General features: G+C 71.6%; 19 protein-coding genes. 6 read left to right on the top strand and 13 right to left on the bottom strand.

Features of this window, described 5'->3' with window-relative positions; translation table 11 throughout:
* Nucleotides 1-140 precede the first annotated feature (140 nt).
* Both ACH4ZA_RS01320 and ACH4ZA_RS01315 read left to right on the top strand, forming a co-directional pair.
* Nucleotides 141-692, top strand: coding sequence for a VanZ family protein (locus ACH4ZA_RS01320; RefSeq protein ID WP_319280144.1), 552 nt, complete (start codon nt 141-143; stop codon nt 690-692).
* Nucleotides 693-785: 93 nt separating this feature from the next.
* Nucleotides 786-989 carry a PspC domain-containing protein gene (locus ACH4ZA_RS01315; protein ID WP_319192693.1) on the top strand — a complete coding sequence of 68 codons (204 nt, stop codon included), beginning with the start codon at nt 786-788 and terminating at the stop codon, nt 987-989.
* A gap of 97 nt (nt 990-1,086) precedes the next feature.
* Here ACH4ZA_RS01315 and ACH4ZA_RS01310 read toward each other — a convergent pair whose 3' ends face one another.
* Nucleotides 1,087-1,440 carry an ATP-binding protein gene (locus ACH4ZA_RS01310; RefSeq protein ID WP_398427513.1) on the bottom strand — a complete coding sequence of 118 codons (354 nt, stop codon included), beginning with the start codon at nt 1,438-1,440 and terminating at the stop codon, nt 1,087-1,089.
* 138 nt (nt 1,441-1,578) lie between these two features.
* Complete coding sequence (locus ACH4ZA_RS01305; protein WP_319280148.1) at nt 1,579-2,742, bottom strand: adenosine deaminase; 1,164 nt, start codon at nt 2,740-2,742, stop codon at nt 1,579-1,581.
* A gap of 113 nt (nt 2,743-2,855) precedes the next feature.
* Here ACH4ZA_RS01305 and ACH4ZA_RS01300 point away from each other — a divergent pair, with 113 nt between their 5' ends.
* A complete protein-coding gene (locus ACH4ZA_RS01300; protein WP_398427511.1) occupies nt 2,856-3,620 on the top strand; it encodes a prolyl oligopeptidase family serine peptidase in 765 nt (254 codons plus the stop codon).
* Between the two features lie 79 nt (nt 3,621-3,699).
* Here the strand turns inward: ACH4ZA_RS01300 and ACH4ZA_RS01295 are convergent, their stop codons facing one another.
* Nucleotides 3,700-4,662: a LysR substrate-binding domain-containing protein gene (locus ACH4ZA_RS01295; RefSeq protein WP_398427509.1), complete on the bottom strand. Its 963-nt coding sequence runs from the start codon at nt 4,660-4,662 to the stop codon at nt 3,700-3,702.
* Nucleotides 4,663-4,725: 63 nt separating this feature from the next.
* Between ACH4ZA_RS01295 and ACH4ZA_RS01290 the strand changes: the two genes are divergently transcribed.
* The 3 genes from ACH4ZA_RS01290 to ACH4ZA_RS01280 all read left to right on the top strand — a co-directional run bounded on the left by ACH4ZA_RS01290 (nt 4,726) and on the right by ACH4ZA_RS01280 (nt 8,421).
* Nucleotides 4,726-6,024, top strand: coding sequence for an MFS transporter (locus ACH4ZA_RS01290; protein ID WP_319280154.1), 1,299 nt, complete (start codon nt 4,726-4,728; stop codon nt 6,022-6,024).
* Nucleotides 6,025-6,129: 105 nt separating this feature from the next.
* The gene (gene dnaN, locus ACH4ZA_RS01285; protein WP_319280157.1) at nt 6,130-7,251 is read left to right on the top strand and encodes a DNA polymerase III subunit beta; all 1,122 of its coding nucleotides are present in this window, start codon (nt 6,130-6,132) and stop codon (nt 7,249-7,251) included.
* Nucleotides 7,252-7,404: 153 nt separating this feature from the next.
* Nucleotides 7,405-8,421, top strand: coding sequence for a sigma-70 family RNA polymerase sigma factor (locus tag ACH4ZA_RS01280; RefSeq protein ID WP_398427507.1), 1,017 nt, complete (start codon nt 7,405-7,407; stop codon nt 8,419-8,421).
* Here ACH4ZA_RS01280 and ACH4ZA_RS01275 read toward each other — a convergent pair.
* From ACH4ZA_RS01275 to ACH4ZA_RS01230, 10 genes are all read right to left on the bottom strand, one after another.
* A complete protein-coding gene (locus tag ACH4ZA_RS01275; RefSeq protein WP_398427505.1) occupies nt 8,305-8,691 on the bottom strand; it encodes an STAS domain-containing protein in 387 nt (128 codons plus the stop codon). The two genes, ACH4ZA_RS01280 and ACH4ZA_RS01275, sit on opposite strands and share 117 nt — an antisense overlap.
* Before the next feature lie 126 nt (nt 8,692-8,817).
* Entirely contained in the window at nt 8,818-9,411 is a 594-nt protein-coding gene (locus ACH4ZA_RS01270) for a Uma2 family endonuclease (protein WP_398427503.1), read from the bottom strand.
* A gap of 142 nt (nt 9,412-9,553) precedes the next feature.
* Nucleotides 9,554-10,831, bottom strand: a complete 1,278-nt coding sequence (locus ACH4ZA_RS01265; RefSeq protein ID WP_398427817.1) for a thymidine phosphorylase — start codon at nt 10,829-10,831, stop codon at nt 9,554-9,556.
* Between the two features lie 115 nt (nt 10,832-10,946).
* Nucleotides 10,947-11,348: a cytidine deaminase gene (locus ACH4ZA_RS01260; protein WP_319280166.1), complete on the bottom strand. Its 402-nt coding sequence runs from the start codon at nt 11,346-11,348 to the stop codon at nt 10,947-10,949.
* Complete coding sequence (locus ACH4ZA_RS01255) at nt 11,345-12,628, bottom strand: ABC transporter permease (protein WP_319280168.1); 1,284 nt, start codon at nt 12,626-12,628, stop codon at nt 11,345-11,347. Before ACH4ZA_RS01255 ends, ACH4ZA_RS01260 begins: the two co-directional genes overlap by 4 nt.
* Nucleotides 12,628-13,755: an ABC transporter permease gene (locus ACH4ZA_RS01250; RefSeq protein WP_319280170.1), complete on the bottom strand. Its 1,128-nt coding sequence runs from the start codon at nt 13,753-13,755 to the stop codon at nt 12,628-12,630. The genes ACH4ZA_RS01255 and ACH4ZA_RS01250 overlap by 1 nt, the downstream gene beginning before the upstream one ends.
* A complete protein-coding gene (locus tag ACH4ZA_RS01245; protein WP_398427816.1) occupies nt 13,752-15,278 on the bottom strand; it encodes an ABC transporter ATP-binding protein in 1,527 nt (508 codons plus the stop codon). Before ACH4ZA_RS01245 ends, ACH4ZA_RS01250 begins: the two co-directional genes overlap by 4 nt.
* Nucleotides 15,279-15,477: 199 nt before the next feature.
* Nucleotides 15,478-16,542, bottom strand: a complete 1,065-nt coding sequence (locus tag ACH4ZA_RS01240) for a BMP family ABC transporter substrate-binding protein (protein ID WP_319280172.1) — start codon at nt 16,540-16,542, stop codon at nt 15,478-15,480.
* Between the two features lie 288 nt (nt 16,543-16,830).
* On the bottom strand, nt 16,831-18,084 hold the full coding sequence (locus ACH4ZA_RS01235; protein WP_398427815.1) for an amidohydrolase: 1,254 nt from the start codon (nt 18,082-18,084) through the stop codon (nt 16,831-16,833).
* Nucleotides 18,085-18,460: 376 nt separating this feature from the next.
* The gene (locus ACH4ZA_RS01230; RefSeq protein ID WP_319280176.1) at nt 18,461-19,111 is read right to left on the bottom strand and encodes a TetR/AcrR family transcriptional regulator C-terminal domain-containing protein; all 651 of its coding nucleotides are present in this window, start codon (nt 19,109-19,111) and stop codon (nt 18,461-18,463) included.
* Nucleotides 19,112-19,138 lie beyond the last annotated feature (27 nt).

Genomic DNA, 19,138 nt, shown 5'->3' with positions numbered 1-19,138 from the left:
GTGTCGGACGCCTCATGCGGGCGAGGGCGTGGACGTCGTCGCAGGTCACCGTCTGTCGTGGCACTGCGGGGCGGGGACCGGGCCGGGCGCCGTGCCGGTGGGCCGGAACCGATCGTGCCGGGGGGCGCGTCTTGGGGGGCGTGCAGCGTCAAGGCTCCATCGGCGGCAGCGCCGCGATCCGCATCCGCGCGACCGGGATTCTCCTCCTGGCCGCCCACCTCGTGTTCGTCGCCTGGGTCACGCTGCGCCCGCTGAACGTTCCCTGGGTGATGCCGGCCAACCTGCATCCGTTCGACGGGATCCGCGCCGATCTGAGGCTGGGCTGGCCCGAGGCGGCGTCGCGGATCGGCGCCGGGCTCGGGCTGTTCGCCCCGCTGGGCTTCCTGCTCCCGCTGGTGCACGGCAGGCTCCGGGTGTCGCCGCTCGCGTCCCTGGTCCGCACGGTGACGGCGGGCGCGCTGCTGTCCCTGGCCGTCGAGCTGCTGCAGACGGGGGTGCCCGGTCAGGTCGCGGACGTCGACTCGATGCTGCTGAACACGGCCGGCGTGGCCCTGGCGCACGTCGCGGTGGTGCCTGCGGTGCGCGGGTGGCTGCGCCGCCGGGAGGAGCCCGCAGGGCGTGCCGGGGTCCGGCAGGGAGAGCCGGCTCAGGGTCGCACCCCGAGGATTCCCAGGGTCGGTATCGCCCCGTAGAGCGACGCTTCGTCCCCTTCGTCACCGTAGCGTTGCCGTCAGAGGGAGCAGCCACAGGGCCGCCTCCGACGGACGCTCACGAAGGAGCCGCAGATGTCCAGCCTCGCCCGCCCCACCCACGGCCGCATGATCGGCGGAGTGTGCGCCGCGCTGGCCCGCCGCTTCGGCACCTCCGCGACCACGATGCGCGTGATCTTCGTGCTGTCCTGTCTGCTGCCCGGGCCGCAGTTCCTGCTCTACATAGCCCTGTGGATCCTCCTGCCGTCGGAGGGCAAGGCGGCGCGCACCGCCTGGTGACCCGCCGCCTCGCACCACGCCGTCGGGGCGTGCCCGGTACGTACGGGCACGCCCCGACGGCGTGACGGATCGCGGTGGGCGCGGTGGGCGGCGCCGCTCAGCCCAGCGGGATCCCGTTGACCGGCAGGCCGTGGGTGGGCAGGCCCTGCAGCGGCAGACCGCCGAGCAGCCCGGAGACGGGCGCGGTGGGGCCTTCGGCGAGCAGCTTCCCGGCGACCGGCTGGGCGGCGCTCAGACCGGCGCCGAGCGTCGGCTGGGCGTGCGTCAGCACCTGGCCGGCGGCGGGGAGCGCCTGGGTCACGTTCTCCGCCGGCAGCGTGCGGGTGATGCCGTCCAGGGCCTTCGTGGCGTCCGGTACGGCGGGGGCGGCGTTCGCGGCGCCCGCACCGGCGGCGGCGAAGGCGGCGCCGAGAGCGGCGACGCCGAGGGTCTTGGCAGCAGACTGCTTCATGATGAATGCGTCCTCGAATGGGATACGGGGAACTGAACGGTTCTCGACCGTAAACACGGGACGGGGTCAGCGGCAAACATCGAAATGCGGACGGTTGGTGAACGCCCGCCCGCATTTCGTACGCCCAAGATTTCCCGCTCAGCTTTCCATTGCCACAGAACCGCTGGTCGAGGCGGTTTGCTGGAACAGCCATTCGGATTTCAGCTCAGCATATCCGGGCTTGATCACGTCACTGATCATCGCGAGTCGTTCATCGAAAGGAATGAATGCTGACTTCATAGCATTGACCGAGAACCACTGCAGATCGTCGAGCGTGTAACCGAATGCTTCGACCAGGTGCTCGAATTCACGGCTCATGCTGGTACCGGACATCAGCCGGTTGTCCGTGTTGACGGTGGCCCGGAAGTGCAGCCGGCGCAGCAGCCCGACGGGGTGTTCGGCGTAGGAGGCGGCCGCTCCGGTCTGCAGGTTGGAGCTGGGGCACATCTCCAGCGGGATGCGCTTGTCGCGGACGTAGGAGGCGAGCCGCCCGAGCTTCACCGAGCCGTCGTCGGCGACCTCGATGTCGTCGATGATCCGCACGCCGTGCCCGAGCCGGTCCGCGCCGCACCACTGCAGCGCCTGCCAGATGGACGGCAGCCCGAAGGCCTCGCCGGCGTGGATGGTGAAGTGGTTGTTCTCGCGCTTGAGGTACTCGAAGGCGTCAAGGTGGCGGGTGGGCGGGTAACCGGCCTCGGCGCCCGCGATGTCGAAGCCGACCACGCCCAGATCCCGGTGGCGGTTGGCGAGTTCGGCGATCTCCAGCGCGCGGGCCGCGTGCCGCATGGCGGTCAGCAGGGCGCCGACGCGGATGCGGTGGCCGTTGGCGCGGGCCGCCCGCTCGCCGTCCCGGAAGCCCTCGTTGACCGCCTCGACGACCTGCTCGAGGGTCAGTCCGCCGTCGAGGTGCTGCTCCGGCGCGTATCGCACCTCGGCGTAGACGACGCCGTCCTCGGCGAGGTCCTCGGCGCACTCCCGGGCGACCCGCACCAGGGCCTCGCGGGTCTGCATCACGCCGACGGTGTGCGAGAAGGTCTCCAGATACCGCTCCAGGGAGCCGGAGTCGGCGGCCTCCCGGAACCAGACGCCGAGCTTGTCGGGGTCGGTCTCGGGGAGGCGGTCGTAGCCGCCCTCCCGGGCGAGGTCGACGATCGTGCCGGGGCGCAGCCCGCCGTCGAGGTGGTCGTGCAGCAGAACCTTGGGCGCCCGCCGGATCTGGTCCGGGCTCGGGGTGATGCCCGTCTGGATGCTCTGGCTCGTCATTTTCGCACTCTAACTCCTACGCGCGTAGATCGCGCGTTGTACAACTCCGCCGATATGTAACGGTGACCGCACGGACAGGTGGAGTACACCACTGCTTCTGACACTGTTCTGCCATGGCACAGGAACTGACGCCGGTTCGGACGGCCCGGCTGGGGAGGGCGCTCGGCCCGGAGCCGACGACGGTGAGCGGGGCGGTGCTGCTGCTCCCGGGCGGCGAGGAGGTCTCCGGCCGCAGACCGTCCGCGCTGTGGGCGGCCGCCTCCGTCCGGGGCCTCGGGCGCAGGCTCGCCCGTGCGGGAGCCGGGGAGGGGCTCGCCGTGCACGCCGTGCACTACCGCTACCGCGGCTGGAACGGCAGCGAGGCGCATCTCGCGGCCGACGCGGCCTGGGCCGCCGACGAGATCGTACGGCGCTACGGGGACGTCCCGGTGTGCCTGGCCGGCGTCGACATGGGCGCGCGGGCAGCGCTGCACGCGGGCGGCCACGACGCCGTCAACTCCGTTCTGGCGATGGCGCCGTGGCTGCCGGAGGAGGACCTGGCCGCGCCGCCCGAGCCGGTCCGGCAGCTCGTGGGACGACGGGTGCTGCTCGTGCACGGCACCAAGGACGAACGCTGCGACCCCGAGCTGTCGTTCCGGCTCGCGGCGCGCGCCAAGAAGGCGAACCGGGACGTGTGCCGCTTCGAAGTGCACTCCGACGGCCATGGGTTGCACCAGTACCGCACGGAAGTCCTCGCCCTCGCAGAGGACTTCGTCATGGGCGCGCTGTTCGGCCGGGCCCTCTCCCGCCCGGTCGAGGACGCGCTCGCGGCGCCTCCCCCGCTGGGCCTGCGCATGCCCCTGGCCGCCGGTTTCGGGAAGTCGTTACGGCGACGGTAGGCACACGGGCCCCCGGCGGGGCGGCCGTGCGTCCCCCCACGGGCGGCGCGGGCGGCGGGGGCGACCCGGACGACAGGCTTCAGGACGGGAGCAGGTTGCCCCGTCTCGAGAGCAGGAACTTCTTGAAGGCGGCCACCGGCGGGGTGTCCGGACGGCCGGCGAGCCAGGCCACGCCGATCTCGCGGGCCGCCCGCGGGGCCGTGACCGTCAGTTCCACCACGCCGGGACGGGCCACGGCCGGCGGCGGGAGCAGGGCGACGCCCAGGCCCGCCGCCACCAGTCCGCGCAGCGTCTCCGCCTCCTCCCCCTCGAAGGCGACCCGGGGCCGGAAGCCCGCCTCCTTGCAGAGGTCGTCGGTGATGCGGCGCAGGCCGTAGCCCGGTTCCAGGGTCACGAAGGTCTCGTCGGCGGCCTCGGCCAGGCGGACCCTTCGCCGGGCGGCGAGCCGGTGGTCGGCCGGCACGACCAGACGCAGCTTCTGCTCATCGAGCCTGCGGGCGACGAGGTCCGGGGCGTCCGGGACCGGGGAGGTGAGACAGAGGTCCAGCTCGCCGGCCCGCAGCCCTTCGAGCATCGCCTCGCCGTAGTTCTGCACGAGGCTGAAGCGCACCCGCGGGTGGTCGGCGCGGAAGGCGTGCAGCAGCCCGGGCACCGTCTCCGCGCCCATGGTGTGCAGAAAGCCGAACGCGACCTTGCCGGCGTTCGGATCGGCGTCGGCGCGGACCTCGTCGGCGGCCCGCTCGATCTCCGCGAGGGCGCGCTCCACCGAGGTGAGGAAGGTGCGGCCGGCCGGGGTGAGGGAGACCGTGCGGCCGCGGCGGGCGAACAGGTCGACGCCGAGGTCCTGCTCCAGCCGGACCATCGCGCGGGACAGCGTCGACTGGGGGACGTCCATCTCCTGAGCGGCACGCGTGACGTGCTCGGTACGGGCGACCCCGGCGAAGTACGCGAGCCGCGGGGCGAGCAGCCTCGCCATGTCGGTGGTGTCTTGTGTGTCACCGGACGGTGACAGGCGACTCCGTGACCTCTGCTGATGCACCATGGGAACGATTATGACGAGTCCGTGCATTGGACGGATCAGCGGGACGATCCGTAGGTTCGAGGCATGTCTCCCGCCAGTACCGGGGCGTCCACGATCGTGGTCGCCGCCTCGTCCGCCCGCACGACCGCCGTCTCCCCCTCCGCCCCCGTCCCCTCCTCCGACACCCGGCTCACCCCCGGCGGCCCCGGCTACCGCCGGATGAGCTTCGCGCTCTTCCTCGCCGGGGTGGCGACCTTCGCCCTGCTCTACTCCACACAGGCGCTGCTGCCGCTGATCTCCGGCGACTTCGGCGTGGCGGCGAGCCGGGCGAGCTGGACCGTGGCGGCGGCGACCGGCGGACTGGCGCTGTTCGTCCTGCCGATGAGCGCCCTGTCGGAGCGCTACGGCCGCCGCACCGTGATGACGGCCTCGCTGGCGGTGGCGGTCGGCGTGGGCCTGCTGGTCCCGTTCGCGCCCTCCCTGGGGTGGCTGGTCGTGCTGCGGGCGGTGCAGGGCGCGGCGCTGGCCGGGCTGCCCGCCTCGGCCACGGCCTACCTCGCGGAGGAGGTCCGGCCGAAGGCGCTGGTCACGGCGATCGGTCTGTTCGTGGCCGGCAACAGCGTCGGCGGGATGAGCGGCCGGGTCATCACCGGCTGGGTCGCGCAGGAGTGGGGCTGGCGGATCGCCGTCGGCGTGATCGGCGCGCTGGCGGTGGCCTGCGCGGTCGCCTTCCGGCTGCTGCTGCCGGCCCCCCGCCACTTCACGCCGGGATCCCTGGCGCCCCGCGTCCTGGCCCGGACCGTCCGCGACCACCTCGCCGACCCGCTGCTGCGCCGGCTGTACGCCATCGGCGCGCTGTTCATGACCGTCTTCGGCGGCGTGTACACGGTCATCGGCTACCGGCTGACGGAGGCGCCGTTCTCCCTCCCCCAGGGCGTCGTCGGCTCGATCTTCCTCGTGTACCTGGTGGGCACGGTGTCGGCGTCCACGGCGGGCAGGCTGGTCGGCCGGCTCGGGCGGCGCGGCGCGCTGTACCTGGCGGGCGGCACGACCGCCGCGGGCCTGCTGCTGTCCCTTGCGGACTCGCTGGCGTCGGTGCTGCTGGGGCTGGTCCTGATCACGGCGGGCTTCTTCGCGGGGCACGCGGTGGCGTCGTCGGCGGTCAGCAGGACGGCGACCACCGGCCGCGCCCAGGCCTCCGCGCTCTACCAGTCCGCGTACTACGTCGGCTCCAGCGCCGGCTCCACCGTCGGTGCGATCGCCTTCCACTCGGGCGGCTGGGCCGGCACGGTCGGCGTCGGCCTGTTCGCGGTGCTCGGTGTCGTCGCGATCACGGTGGCGGGCACGCGCGCGGCGCGCCGGGAGGCTCCGGCGGCCGCCTGACCGCCCTCCCTCGTTCCCGTTCTTGCCTGTTCAGAGCCCGTTGTCAGTGGTCGCGGATAGCCTCCGCGACCACTGATCGGTTTCTGGCACAGGGGGTTCTCGTCCATGGAGTTCCGGATCGACCGCGGTGATCTCGTCGAAGCCGTGGGATGGGCGGCCCGCGCGCTGCCCGCCCGCACACCGGTGCCCGTGCTGGGGGGCCTGGTGCTGGAGGCGGCGGCGGGGACGCTGAGCGTGTCGGGGTTCGACTTCGAGACGGCCGCGCGGATCGATGCGGACGCCGAGGTGGACACCGGCGGCCGGGTGCTCGTCCTCGGGCGGCGGCTGCTGGACATCTGCAAGGTGCTGCCGGACGGGCCGGTGGACTGCGCGCTCGAGGGGACGCGGTTCACGGTCGAGGCGGGCGGCACGAGCTTCGGCCTGTCCACCCTCCCGCACGAGGAGTACCCCGCCCCGCCCGCGCCTCCGCAGGTGTACGGCGCCGTCGACGCGGCCGCGTTCGCGACCGCCGTCGCGCAGGTCGCGGTGGCGGCGGGCCGCGACGACACCCTCCCCGTGCTGACGGGCGTCCAGCTGCGCCTGGAGGGGGACGAGATGACGCTGTCGGCGTCGGACCGCTACCGGTACGCGGTCCGGCGGCTGGAGTGGAAGGCGGAGCCCGGGGCGGCGGGCGCGGGTGTGGTGGAGACGCTGCTGCCGGCGCGGCGGCTGCTGGACGCGGCCCGGTCGCTCGCGCGGTGCGGGACCGTGCGGATCGGCCTCGACGGGACCGCCGGGGGCGGACCGGTCGGGTTCGGGGGCGGACGGATGCGGACCGTCCTGCGGCCGCTGGACGGGCGGCTGCCGTCGTACGGGAAGCTGTTCGACATGGGAGAGGCCGTGGCGGCCGAGATGGAGTGCGCCGCGCTGACGGAGGCCGTGCGCAGGGTCGCGGTGGTGGCGGAGACGAACAGCCCGGTGCGGCTCGACTTCTCGGCGGAGTCGGTGCTGCTGCGCGCGGGGTACGGCGACGACGTCGCGGCGCAGCGGCTGCCGGCCGCGCTGACCGGGACCGAGGACGTCACGGTGGCCTTCAACCCGGCGTACCTGCTGGACGCGCTGTCGTCGTTCGGGGCCACGCGGCTGCGGATGGAGCTGCTGGGGACCGGCCAGCGGACGCTGCTGAGCGCGGCGGACGAACCGGAGAGCCACCGGCACCTGCTGATGTCGGTCAGGCAGTTGGTCTGAGCCGCGGCCGCGAACAGCGGCCGCAATGGCCGGGGCACGCCTTCCACCTGCGCTTTCGTCGACTCGGCAGGCCGTTGTCAGTGGGCTGCGGTAGCTTCCGAGGTGCTGGGCGCGAAGACGCGTGACAGGACGGCCGCAGGGGTGGGTTGGACGATGGGCGACAGCACGGCGACGACGACGGACCTCGACGTCGCACTGGAGAAGCACCGGACGGAACTCACCGGTTACTGCTACCGCATGCTCGGCTCGTCCTTCGAGGCCGAGGACGCGGTGCAGGACACCATGGTGCGCGCCTGGCGGAGCTACGACAGGTTCGAAGGCCGCTCCAGCCTGCGCTCCTGGCTGTACCGGATCGCCACGAACGTCTGTCTGGACATGCTGACGGCGGGCAACAAGCGGGCCCGGCCGATGGACCTCTCCGGGCCCACCCCCCTCGCCCGGGCCGCGCTCTCGCCGCGCCCCGACCACACCTGGCTGGAGCCGATGCCCGACGCCCGTGTGCTGCCGACGGTGGAGGACCCGGCCGAGGCGGCCGTCGCGAAGGAATCGGTGCGTCTCGCGTTCATGGCCGCGCTGCAGCAGCTGCCGCCGAAGCAGCGGGCGGTGCTGATCCTGCGGGAGGTGCTGGCGTGGCGGGCGAGCGAGGTGGCCGAGCTGCTGGACACCTCCGTCGCCTCGGTCAACAGCGCGCTTCAGCGGGCGCGGGCCACGCTGGCCGAGCGGAAGGAGTCCGGCGCGGACGCGGCGGTGTCGGACCCGCTCGACGAGGAGCAGCGAAAGCTCCTGGACCGCTATGTGGCGGCCTTCGAGGGCTATGACATGACGGCGCTGACGGCCCTCCTCCACGAGGACGCCGTCATGACGATGCCGCCGTTCGACCTGTGGCTGACCGGGCACGACGACATCACCGGCTTCATGACCACGCTCGGCTCCGCCTGCGAGGGCTCGCGACTGCTGCCGGTCGAGGTCAACGGTCTGCCGGGGTTCGCCCAGTACAAGCCGGACCCGGAGAAGGGCGGGTTCACCCCGTGGGCCGTCCAGATCCTGGAGATCTCAGACGGCCGTCTCACCGGGTTCCACTTCTACCTCGACACCCAGCGCTGGTTCCCCCTCTTCGACCTCCCCCTCCACCTGGACGGGGAGTCCGACGAGGTCGAGCAGGGCGCGTAGCGCGGGGTCGGGGCCGCGCAGGCGTATACGGCCCCCGGCCCGCCGCGCGGCCAGCTGGAGCCGCGCCAGCAGATCGACGGCGAGGAGCCCCGGCGGCCCGATCCCTGCGACGTCGCAGATCACGACCCCGGTCTCGGTGCCGGCCAGCAGCGCGCGCACGGCGTCGCCCAGCCCTGCCGCCTGCCCTCGGGTGACGGGGCCGGTCAGGGTGAGCACGGGGGGTGTCGTCGCTTCCACGATCGGTAGACCGTGCGCAACGCCCCGACTCATCGGAGGCGGCCGCTGACACCGGCGGCCTCCGGCCGCAGGCCAGGTCAGGTCCGGTCGCGCCTGGTCAGGCGATGCGCTCCAGCACGACCGGGGACGCCGTGAACGGGGCCCGGGGCGGCGATGTCACTAGCCGGCCGGGAAGTCTGCGGTGTCGAGCTTCAGTCCGAAGGGCTCGGGCAGCTCGACGGTGTCGCCGAACTTGCCCGCCCGCAGGACGCGGTAGACGTCCCCCTGGGGTTCCCCGTACAGGGTGACGGTGGGTCCGCCCGGTGCCCAGCTGTCGATGAGGAGGTACAGCGGGACGCCGGCCTGGGCGTATCCGGCAGCCTTCCGGATACGGTCGTTGCTCGCGTTGGCCTTGGAGGTGATCTCGACGATCAGCTCGGCCTCGGACGCGGGGACGCAGTTGCCCGCCTCCGTCCGCAGAACCTCCTTCGGCGCCACCGCGATGTCCGGTATGTAGAGCCCCACACGAGACGGCACCGCAGTGCCCAACGACTGATAGATGCCCCACTCCCGTGGGATTACCAGGTACAGCTCTCGCTGGACCTGGTCCGCGATGTCGTTGTGGGCGTTGGACGGCGGTGGTGCCACGGTGACGATCCCCTCGATGATCTCCACCTTGCAGCCCTCCGGCGCGTCCGTCTCCTGCCAGATCCGGACGAGGCCGTCCCACTCATGGCCTCCGGCCGTCGAATGGTCGACCGTGAGTGCGCTCATGGCGGTCTCCTTGATCGGTGCGTCACCGAGTCCAGCATGCCGAACGGGACCGGCGGAGGTCCACCGATCCCGTTCACCCGAAAGGGGGCTGTGACACCGGTGGCCTCCGGCCGCAGGCCAGGTCAGGTCCGGTCGCGCCTGGTCAGGCGATGCGCTCCAGCACGACCGGGGACGCCGTGAACGGGGTGCCCGCGGCCGCGATGTCGTAGGAGCCGTCCACCGCGTCGAGCGCGTACGCGAAGCGCTCCGGGGTGTCCGTGTGGAGCGTCAGCAGGGGCTGGCCCTCGCGCACGGTGTCGCCGGGCTTGGCGTGCAGTTCCACGCCGGCGCCCGCCTGCACCGGGTCCTCCTTGCGGGCGCGGCCCGCGCCGAGACGCCAGGCGGCGATGCCGATGTCGTAGGCGTCGAGGCGGGTCAGGACGCCCGAGGCGCCCGCCTTCACCACGTGCTGTTCCTTCGCGACGGGCAGCGCGGCGTCCGGGTCGCCGCCCTGGGCCGCGATCATGCGCCGCCAGACGTCCATGGCCGAGCCGTCGGCCAGCGCCTTCGCCGGGTCGGCGTCCTTGATCCCGGCCGCGTCGAGCATCTCGCGGGCCAGGGCGATCGTCAGCTCCACGACGTCCGCCGGGCCGCCTCCGGCCAGCACCTCCACCGACTCGCGGACCTCCAGGGCGTTGCCCGCGGTGAGGCCGAGCGGGGTGGACATGTCCGTCAGCAGGGCGACCGTCTTCACACCGTGGTCGGTGCCGAGGCCCACCATCGTCGAGGCGAGCTCACGGGCGTCCGCGACGGTCTTCATGAAGGCGCCGGTGCCGACCTTCACGTCCAGGACCAGCGAGCCGGTGCCCTCGGCGATCTTCTTGGACATGATGGACGAGGCGATCAGCGGGATGGCCTCGACGGTGCCGGTCACGTCCCGCAGCGCGTACAGCTTCTTGTCGGCCGGGGCGAGCCCGTCGCCCGCGGCGCAGATCACCGCGCCGGTGCCGTCCAGGACGGACAGCATCTCCTCGTTGGAGAGCAGCGCGCGCCAGCCCGGGATCGACTCCAGCTTGTCCAGCGTGCCTCCGGTGTGGCCGAGGCCGCGGCCGGAGAGCTGCGGGACCGCCGCGCCGCAGGCCGCCACGAGGGGGGCCAGGGGCAGCGTGATCTTGTCGCCGACGCCGCCCGTGGAGTGCTTGTCGGCGGTCGGGCGGGACAGGGCGGAGAAGTCCATGCGCTCGCCGGAGGCGATCATCGCGGCCGTCCAGCGGGCGATCTCGCGGCGGTTCATGCCGTTGAGCAGGATGGCCATGTTGAGGGCGGCCATCTGGTAGTCGGCGACCTCACCGCCGGTGTACGCGTCGATGACCCAGTCGATCTGCTCGTCGCTGAGCTCACCGCGGTCCCGCTTGGTGCGGATGACGGAGACGGCATCCATCGACAATTGCGTCATGGCTTTCCTTCCGGTGGTGCAACGGTGGTGCACCGTGGTGCGACAAGACGGGGAGAAAGTGCGCGGCCCCTCTGCGGGTGTCAGAGGGGCCGCACGGGAGTCACCTGGTGAGGTGGTCCGGGCCGAAGGCCTGCGGAAGCATCTCGGCGAGCGGCAGGATTCCCGCCGGCGTCTCCAGCAGGAGACCGGGGCCGCCGAACTCGTACAGCAGCTGGCGGCAGCGGCCGCACGGGACGAGGACCTCGCCGCGGCCGTCCACGCAGGTGAAGTGCGTGAGCCGGCCGCCGCCGGTGTTCTGCAGCTGCGAGACCAGCCCGCACTCGGCGCACAGGCCGAGGCCGTAGGAGGCGTTCTCGACGTTGCAGCCGGACACGATCCGGCCGTCGTCGACGAGCGCCGCCACACCGACCGGGTAGCCGGAGTAGGGGGCGTACGCGCGGGACATGGCCTCGCGGGCCACCGCGCGCAGCGCCTCCCAGTCGACGGCGGCGGCCGGGGTCACTTGCCCTGGCCCTTCCGGTACCGCATGCCGTCGGCCCTGGGCATGCGCAGTCGCTGCGCGGACAGCGACAGCACCAGCAGGGTGACGACGTACGGGGTGGCGCCCACGAAGTCGCTCGGGACCTCGTCGGTGAACAGGTACCAGACCAGGACGAGCGCGGCGACCATGAGGCTGATTCCGGCCTGCCAGTGCGCCTTGCGGTACAGCTTCCAGCCGGCCAGGCCCGCGAGGAGCACGACCAGCAGGAGCAGCAGCGCGTGGACGGTCTCGCCGCCGTTGCGCAGCTGCAGCGCGTCGGAGTAGCCGAACAGGCCCGCGCCCATGGCCAGACCGCCGGGACGCCAGTTGCCGAAGATCATCGCCGCGAGGCCGATGTAGCCTCGGCCGCCGGTCTGGCCCTCGAGGTAGGTGTGCGAGGTGACCAGGGCGAGGAAGGCGCCGCCGAGACCGGCGAGGCCGCCGGAGACGGCCACGGCCGCGTACTTGTACTTGTAGACGTTGACGCCGAGGGACTCGGCGGCGATCGGGTTCTCACCGCAGGAGCGCAGCCGCAGGCCGAACGGGGTGCGCCACAGCAGCCACCAGCTGCCGACGAACAGCAGGAAGGCGAGAAGCGTCACCACGGACAGGTCGGTGACCAGGCCGCCGAGGATGCCCGCGATGTCGGAGAGCACGAACCAGTGGTGCTTCTCGACGGACTGGAGGGCGTCCGAGAGGCCGGGCACGTCGATGTGGGGCAGCGACTCCACGGGCGGGGACTGCTTGGGGTTGCCGCCCGCTTCGGCCGGCTTGCCCTCGGAGAAGAACAGCTTGGCGAGGTACTGGGTGATGCCGAGCGCCAGCAGGTTGACCGCGACGCCGGAGACGATGTGGTCCACGCCGAAGGTGACGGTCGCGACCGCGTGCACCAGACCGCCGAGGACGCCGAAGCCGACGCCGCACAGCAGACCGAGCCAGGGGTTGGACTGCCAGCCGATCCAGCCGGCGCCGAAGGTGCCGAGGATCATCATGCCCTCGAGGCCGATGTTGACCACACCGGACCGCTCGGACCACAGGCCGGCCAGACCGGCGAGGCCGATGGGCACGGCGAGGCCGAGTGCGGCCGACACCTGGCCCTCGGAGGTGAGCTGGTTGGCGCCGGTGATGATGCGGACCACGGCGACGAGCACCAGCGCGCCGGCGATGATCGTGAGGATCCGGCCGACCGAGCGCCCCGACCGGGCGCCGGTGTCCGCCTTGGGAGCCGCGGGGGGCGGCGTGTCGGTCATCGTGGCAGTCATCACGCCACCTCCTGCTTCTGGGTCGGGGCGGCGGCCTGGGCGGCGAGCTCGGCGCCGACCCGCTGCTGCTGGCGCTTGAGGCCGTAACGCCGGACGAGCTCGTAGGCGATGACGACGCACAGCACGATGACGCCCTGGATGACGCCGAGGATTTCCTTGTCGTACCCCTCGAACTCGAGGTGGTTGGTCGTGCGCTCCAGGAAGCCCCAGAGCAGCGCGCCGAGCGCGATCCCGACCGGGTTGTTGCGGCCGAGCAGGGCGATGGCGATGCCGGTGAAGCCGATGCCCGACGGGAAGTCGTTGCTGAACTGGTGGCTGTCGTTGAGCAGGGTCGGCATGCCGATCAGACCGGCCACGGCGCCCGAGATGACCATGCTGGTGGCGACCATCTTCTTGACGGAGACGCCGCTCGCGGTGGCCGCGCTCTCGGACTGGCCGACGGTGCGCAGGTCGAAGCCGAACCGGGTGCGGCCGAGCACGAACCAGTAGGCGACGCCGACGAGGATCGCGATGACGATGAAGCCCCACAGCACACCGGCCGCGCCGGTGTCGATGCTGAAGAAGTACGAGGACTTCGGCAGCGGGTCGGTCGAGACGACCGTGCCGCCGCTCTGGAGCTCGGCGAGCTTCCCCGGCTGCAGCAGGTAGGCGATGATCGCGGTGGCGATCGAGTTCAGCATGATCGTCGAGATGACCTCGCTGACGCCGCGGGTCACCTTGAGGATGCCCGCGATGGCCGCCCACAGGGCGCCGGTCGCCATGGCGCACAGGATGATCAGCGGGATGGCGATCCAGCCGGGCACGGTCAGCGCGCCGCCGAGTACGGCGGCGACGAACGCGGCGAGCCGGTACTGGCCGTCGACGCCGATGTTGAACAGGTTCATGCGGAAGCCGATGGCCACCGCGACGCCCGCCAGGTAGTACGTCGTCGCCTTGTTGAGGATGTAGACCTGGCTGTCGCTGGCGGAGCCGTAGGTCAGCATGTCGCTGAAGGCCGCGCCCGGGTTCTTGCCGGTGGCGAGGATGACCAGGGCGGTGACGACGAGCGCGGTGACGATCGCCAGCAGCGGGGCCGCGACCCCGAGGAGCAGCCGCTCCTTGTCGATCCGTGAGGTCAGCTTTTTCATCGGGCGTCGTCCTCTGCGTGCTCCAGGTGGCCGGTGGCCGCACCCGTCATGGCGGAGCCCAGCTCCTCGGGGGTGATCGTGGCGGGGTCGGCGTCGGCGACCAGTCGGCCGCGGTACATGACCCGCAGGGTGTCGGAGAGCCCGATGAGCTCGTCCAGGTCGGCGGAGATCAGCAGCACGGCCAGGCCCTCGCGGCGCGCCTCGCGGATGTGGTCCCAGATCGCCGCCTGCGCGCCGACGTCCACACCGCGGGTGGGGTGGGCGGCGATGAGAAGCTTGGGCGCGTGGCTCATCTCGCGGCCGACGATCAGCTTCTGCTGGTTGCCGCCGGACAGCGAGGCGGCGGTGACGTCGATGCCGGGCGTGCGGACGTCGTACGCCTGGACGATGCGCTCGGTGTCGGTGCGGGCGGCCTTGATGTCGAGCAGCTGGCCGCGCGAGTTGGGCCGCTCGGTGACATGGCCGAGGATGCGGTTCTCCCACAGCGGCGCCTCGAGGAGCAGGCCGTGGCGGTGCCGGTCCTCGGGGATGTAGCCGACGCCCGCCTCGCGGCGGTTGCGGGTGGGGACGTGGGAGATGTCGGCGCCGTCGAGGCTGATGACGCCGGCGTCGGGGGCGCGGATGCCCATGATCGCCTCGACCAGCTCGGACTGGCCGTTGCCCTCCACGCCGGCGATGCCGAGGACCTCACCCTTGTGGATGGTGAAGGAGATGTCGTCGAGGATGATCCGCTCGACGCCGTCGAGGTCCGTCTGCGTCAGGTGCAGCCCGTCCAGCTTCAGCAGCGGGACGTCCGTGACCGTGGACTCCTCGGTCTCCGGCGTGGGCAGCTCGCTGCCGACCATCAGCTCGGCGAGCTGCTTGGTGGTGGTGTTCGCCGGCTCGACCGTGCCCACCGTGGTGCCGCGCCGGATGACGGTGATCTCGTCGGCGACGGACAGCACCTCCCCCAGCTTGTGGGAGATGAAGATGACGGTGAGGCCCTCGGCCTTCAGCTCGCGCAGGTTGTCGAAGAGGGCGTCGACCTCCTGGGGCACCAGGACGGCCGTGGGCTCGTCGAGGATGAGGGTCTTGGCCCCGCGGTAGAGGACCTTGAGGATCTCCACGCGCTGGCGGTCCGCGACGCCGAGCTCCTCCAGGAGGACGTCGGGCCGGACGTTCAGCCCGTACGCGTCGGAGATCTCCTTGATCTTCGTCCGGGCCTTGCCGCCGATGCCGTGGAGCTTCTCCGCTCCGAGCACGACGTTCTCCAGGACCGTGAGGTTGTCGGCGAGCATGAAGTGCTGGTGCACCATGCCGATGCCGCGCGCGATGGCGTCGGCGGGGTTGCTGAAGGTGACCTGGTCGCCGTTCACGGTGATGGTGCCCTCGTCCGGCTGCTGCATGCCGTAGAGGATCTTCATCAGGGTGGACTTGCCGGCGCCGTTCTCACCGCACAGGGCGTGGACGGTGCCGGTGCGAACCGTGATGTCGATGTCGCGGTTGGCGACTACGCCGGGGAATCGCTTGGTGATGCCGCGCAGTTCGACGGCAGCGGGAGGGCTGGACGCGTTGATGGCGCACTCTCCTCGGGGAAAGGGGCTGCGTGGGGAGGGCAGGCGTCGGCGACGCTAGCGCGGCAACTCCGTGCTACACGCGTAGAGTTGACACATTGTTATGGCTCGACGAGGGGGTTCTCATGCACCCCCCTCGTCGAGCCGGGGTCAGACGGCGACCATCAGGTCACGGGGTGGTCTTGACCTTGATGGAACCGTCGATGATCTTCTGCTTCGCCGCGTCCAGCTGGGTCTTGATGTCGTCGATGAAGCCACCGCTGGTGGCGAGCGAGACACCGTTCTTGGCGAGCGAGTAGTTGTTGGTGCCCGTAAGCGGCTTGCCGTCGTGGACGGACTTGACGAAGTCGTAGACGCCGACGTCGACGTTCTTGACCATCGAGGTCAGGATCGAGGCCTTGTACTTGGCCAGACCCGGGATGTTGTACTGGTCGGAGTCCACGCCGATGGCCCAGGCGCCCTTGACGCCGTTGACGGCCTCGATCGCGCCGTTGCCGGAGGAGCCGGCCGCCGAGTAGATGACGTCGGCGCCGTTGTCGAGCATGCCCGACGCGGCGGCCTTGCCCTTGTCGGGGCTGGCGAAGCCGGAGAAGTCCGAGCCGTGGCTCAGGTACTGGGAGTCGACCTTGACGGTCGGCTTCGTGTCGTGGACGCCCTGCGTGAAGCCCGCCTCGAACTTCTTGATCAGCGGGACGTCGACGCCGCCGATGAAGCCGACGTGGTTCTTCTTGGTCTTCAGCGCCGCGGCGACACCGGCCAGGTACGAGCCCTGCTCCTCGGTGAAGGTGATGCTGTCGACGTTCTTGGCGTCCACCACCGAGTCGACGATGCCGAAGCTGACCTTCGGGTACTTCGCGGCGACCTTGGTCATCGAGGCGGCGTAGGAGAAGCCGACGCCGACGATGGGGTTGTAGCCGGCGTCCGCCAGGTCGGTCAGGCGCTGCTCGCGGTCGGCCTCGGTGTCGGAGGTCTTGGCGGTCAGCTCCTTGATCGAGCCGCCGAACTCGGCCTTGGCCTTGTCGGCGCCGCGCGCGGCGGAGTCGTTGAAGGAACGGTCACCTCGGCCGCCGACGTCGAAGGCGAGACCGATCTTGACGCCCGAACCGCCGCCGGAGGAGGCGGAGGACGAGCTGCTGGCGTCGTTCTCGGAGGAGGTGCTGCCACATGCAGTGGCAGTCAGTGCGAGAGCTGCGGTGGCGATACACGCAGCGGAAAGCTTGGCTACCCGGCGCACGGGAAGGCTCCTTCACCTGACCTGAGCGCCTTGTCGGCGCTTGATGTGAGCACCTTGCCAGTGCTCGGGCCTGGACGCCCCATCGGCGTTGGCTTCGCGGCATCGTAACGCGCGTAGATGTCAGAAAAACACCCCTCGCGACGCCGTTATCGATTCGAGGCGAACGCCGTCTGAACTCGACACCTTGCGGCTTCGCGCCGATGATTTCGAACCGGGGACGAATGGCTTACAACAGGGTTGCGCCGAACGGCGGAACGACCACGTGAGGGCCGTTCCGCCGCCGTCGGCTCACCTTTCGGCCGCGTCCAGCAGCGCAGCCGCCGTGAAGAGCTCGACACCGACGGTGATCGCCGACTCGTCGGCGTCGAAGTCGCCCTGGTGCAGGTCGCGCACGGTGCGCTCACCGGGCGGGCGCACGCCGAGCCGGGCCATCGAGCCGGGGACCCGCTCCAGATACCACGAGAAGTCCTCGCCGCCGAGGCTCTGCTCGGTGCCCTCCACGCCCGACTCGCCGCGCCGGGCCACCATGGCGTCGTGCAGCAGGGCGGTGACGTCGCCGTCGTTGACGACCGGCGGGACGCCCCGCACGTAGTTGATCTCCGACTTGGCCCGGTGCAGGTTGGCCACCTCGTCGATCGCCGCGACGACGATGTCCGGGGCCTGCCGCCACGCCTCGATGTCGAGGCAGCGCACGGTGCCGGAGAGCTCGGCGTGCTGCGGGATCACGTTCGGGGCGTGGCCGCTCTCGATGCGTCCCCAGGTCACGGCCAGGCCGGCGCGGGTGTCGACCCGGCGGCCGACCAGCGCGGGCACGTCGGTGACGACCCGGGCGGCCGCCGTGACGAGGTCGGTGGTCAGGTGCGGGCGCGCGGTGTGGCCGCCGGGCCCGTCCAGGGAGATCTCCAGCCGGTCGCAGGCCGAGGTGATGGCGCCCTCGCGCAGACCGACCTTGCCCGCGTCGACCCGGGGGTCGCAGTGCACGGCGATGATCCGGCCCACGCCGTCCAGCGCGCCGTCGGCGATGGCGTCGGCGGCGCCGCCGGGCAGCACCTCCTCGGCGGGCTGGAAGATCAGCCGCACCGGCCGCGGCAGCCGGCCCTGCCGGTGCAGCTCCGCGAGGACGAGACCGGCCCCGAGGACGACGGTGGTGTGCACGTCGTGGCCGCAGGCGTGCGCGCGGTCGGGGACGGTGGACCGGTAGGCGCACTCGGTCTTCGTGTCCGGGATGGGCAGCGCGTCGATGTCGGCCCGCATCGCGAGGACGGGGACGCCGTCGACCGCCGCGCCCTCCGCGCCCACGGTCCCGATGTCGCAGATGAGGCCGGTGCCGACGGCGAGCACGCGGGGCCGCAGCCCTGCCTTCTCGAGGCGGGCCTTGATCGCGGCCGTCGTGCGGAACTCCTGGTTGCCCAGCTCAGGGTGCATGTGCAGGTCGCGGCGGAAGGCCACGAGCTCGGCGCGCAGCGCCTCCGGCAGGGCGCCGGGAAGGGCGCCGGGGAGCACGGCTTCCCCTGAGGGATCGGCCTCGGACTCTCGGGACATCAGTTGCTTCACCCTCTGAAGGGTAGGACGCCTGGGCGGTCAACCGACCTACGATCAACAAAACTTCAACCCGTCAGGCGAAGAAAAGTTGGCCGCGCGGCGCATGGCTGCTGTGCGGGATGGGTAAACTCGCCGGCTTTCGGGGTCGGCAACCCGCACTTCTTCCTTTCTCTCACGGATACCACGGACCACCAATGGCACGCCGTGCCAGTCCACACACCGGAACCGATCCTGAAATCATCACCTCCGCGCAGCGGTCCCGCCACACAGGGCGATCCGGCCGGCGCCTCCGGGGAGGGCGGGCACGACGCGAGCGTGGCGGCCCCGCACGGAGAACGGGCGGAGCACCGGCGGAGGGCCCGCCCTCCCGTGCCCCTCAGCCGATCCCGTACCGGGCCGCGATCCCGTCCAGGATCAGGTCGAGGCCTTCGGCGAAGTGCCGGTCGTAGTCGGCGAAGATCTCCGCGCCCGCCTGCGCCGACAGCGGGAACGCGGCGAGGCGCCGGGCCCGTTCCTCTACGTCGTACCCCTCGCGCCGCTCGTCGGGCAGCGGCTCGACGCCCTGTTCCTCGGTGACGAAGCCGATCGTGTACAGGTACGTCGTCGAGGTCGCGCGGACCGCTTGGGCGAGGGTGAAGCCGGCGGCCGTGAGCAGCCGTAGGCCGTCCTCCATCTGCTCGGCGTGTTCGACGCCGGTGAAGCGGGAGCCGCTGAACACCTTCGCGCCGTCGCGGTAGCCGCGCAGCGCCCCGCGCAGACCGTGGTTGGACTTGCGCAGCCGCTGCCGCCAGGTGTCGGCGGGGTCGAGCGCGGCGCCGGCGACCATCCGCCGGTACATCTCGGTCGCCATCTCGTCCAGCAGCGCCTGCTTGTCCTTGAAATGCCAGTACAGCGCGGGCGCCTTGACGTCCAGCTCCCTGGCGATGGCGCGCAGGGTCAGCCCGTCGAGGCCGACGTCGTTCAGCAGGCCGAGCGCGGTGTCCGCGACCCGTCGGCGGTCGAGGGGGGCTCGTCGTCCGGTGCTCACGCTTGACAGTTTAACGCCGTTAAGGCC

This window comes from Streptomyces sp. NPDC020597 (assembly GCF_044335095.1).
Classification (GTDB): Bacteria; Actinomycetota; Actinomycetes; order Streptomycetales; family Streptomycetaceae; genus Streptomyces.
This window is presented reverse-complemented; position numbering and strand designations above follow the sequence as displayed.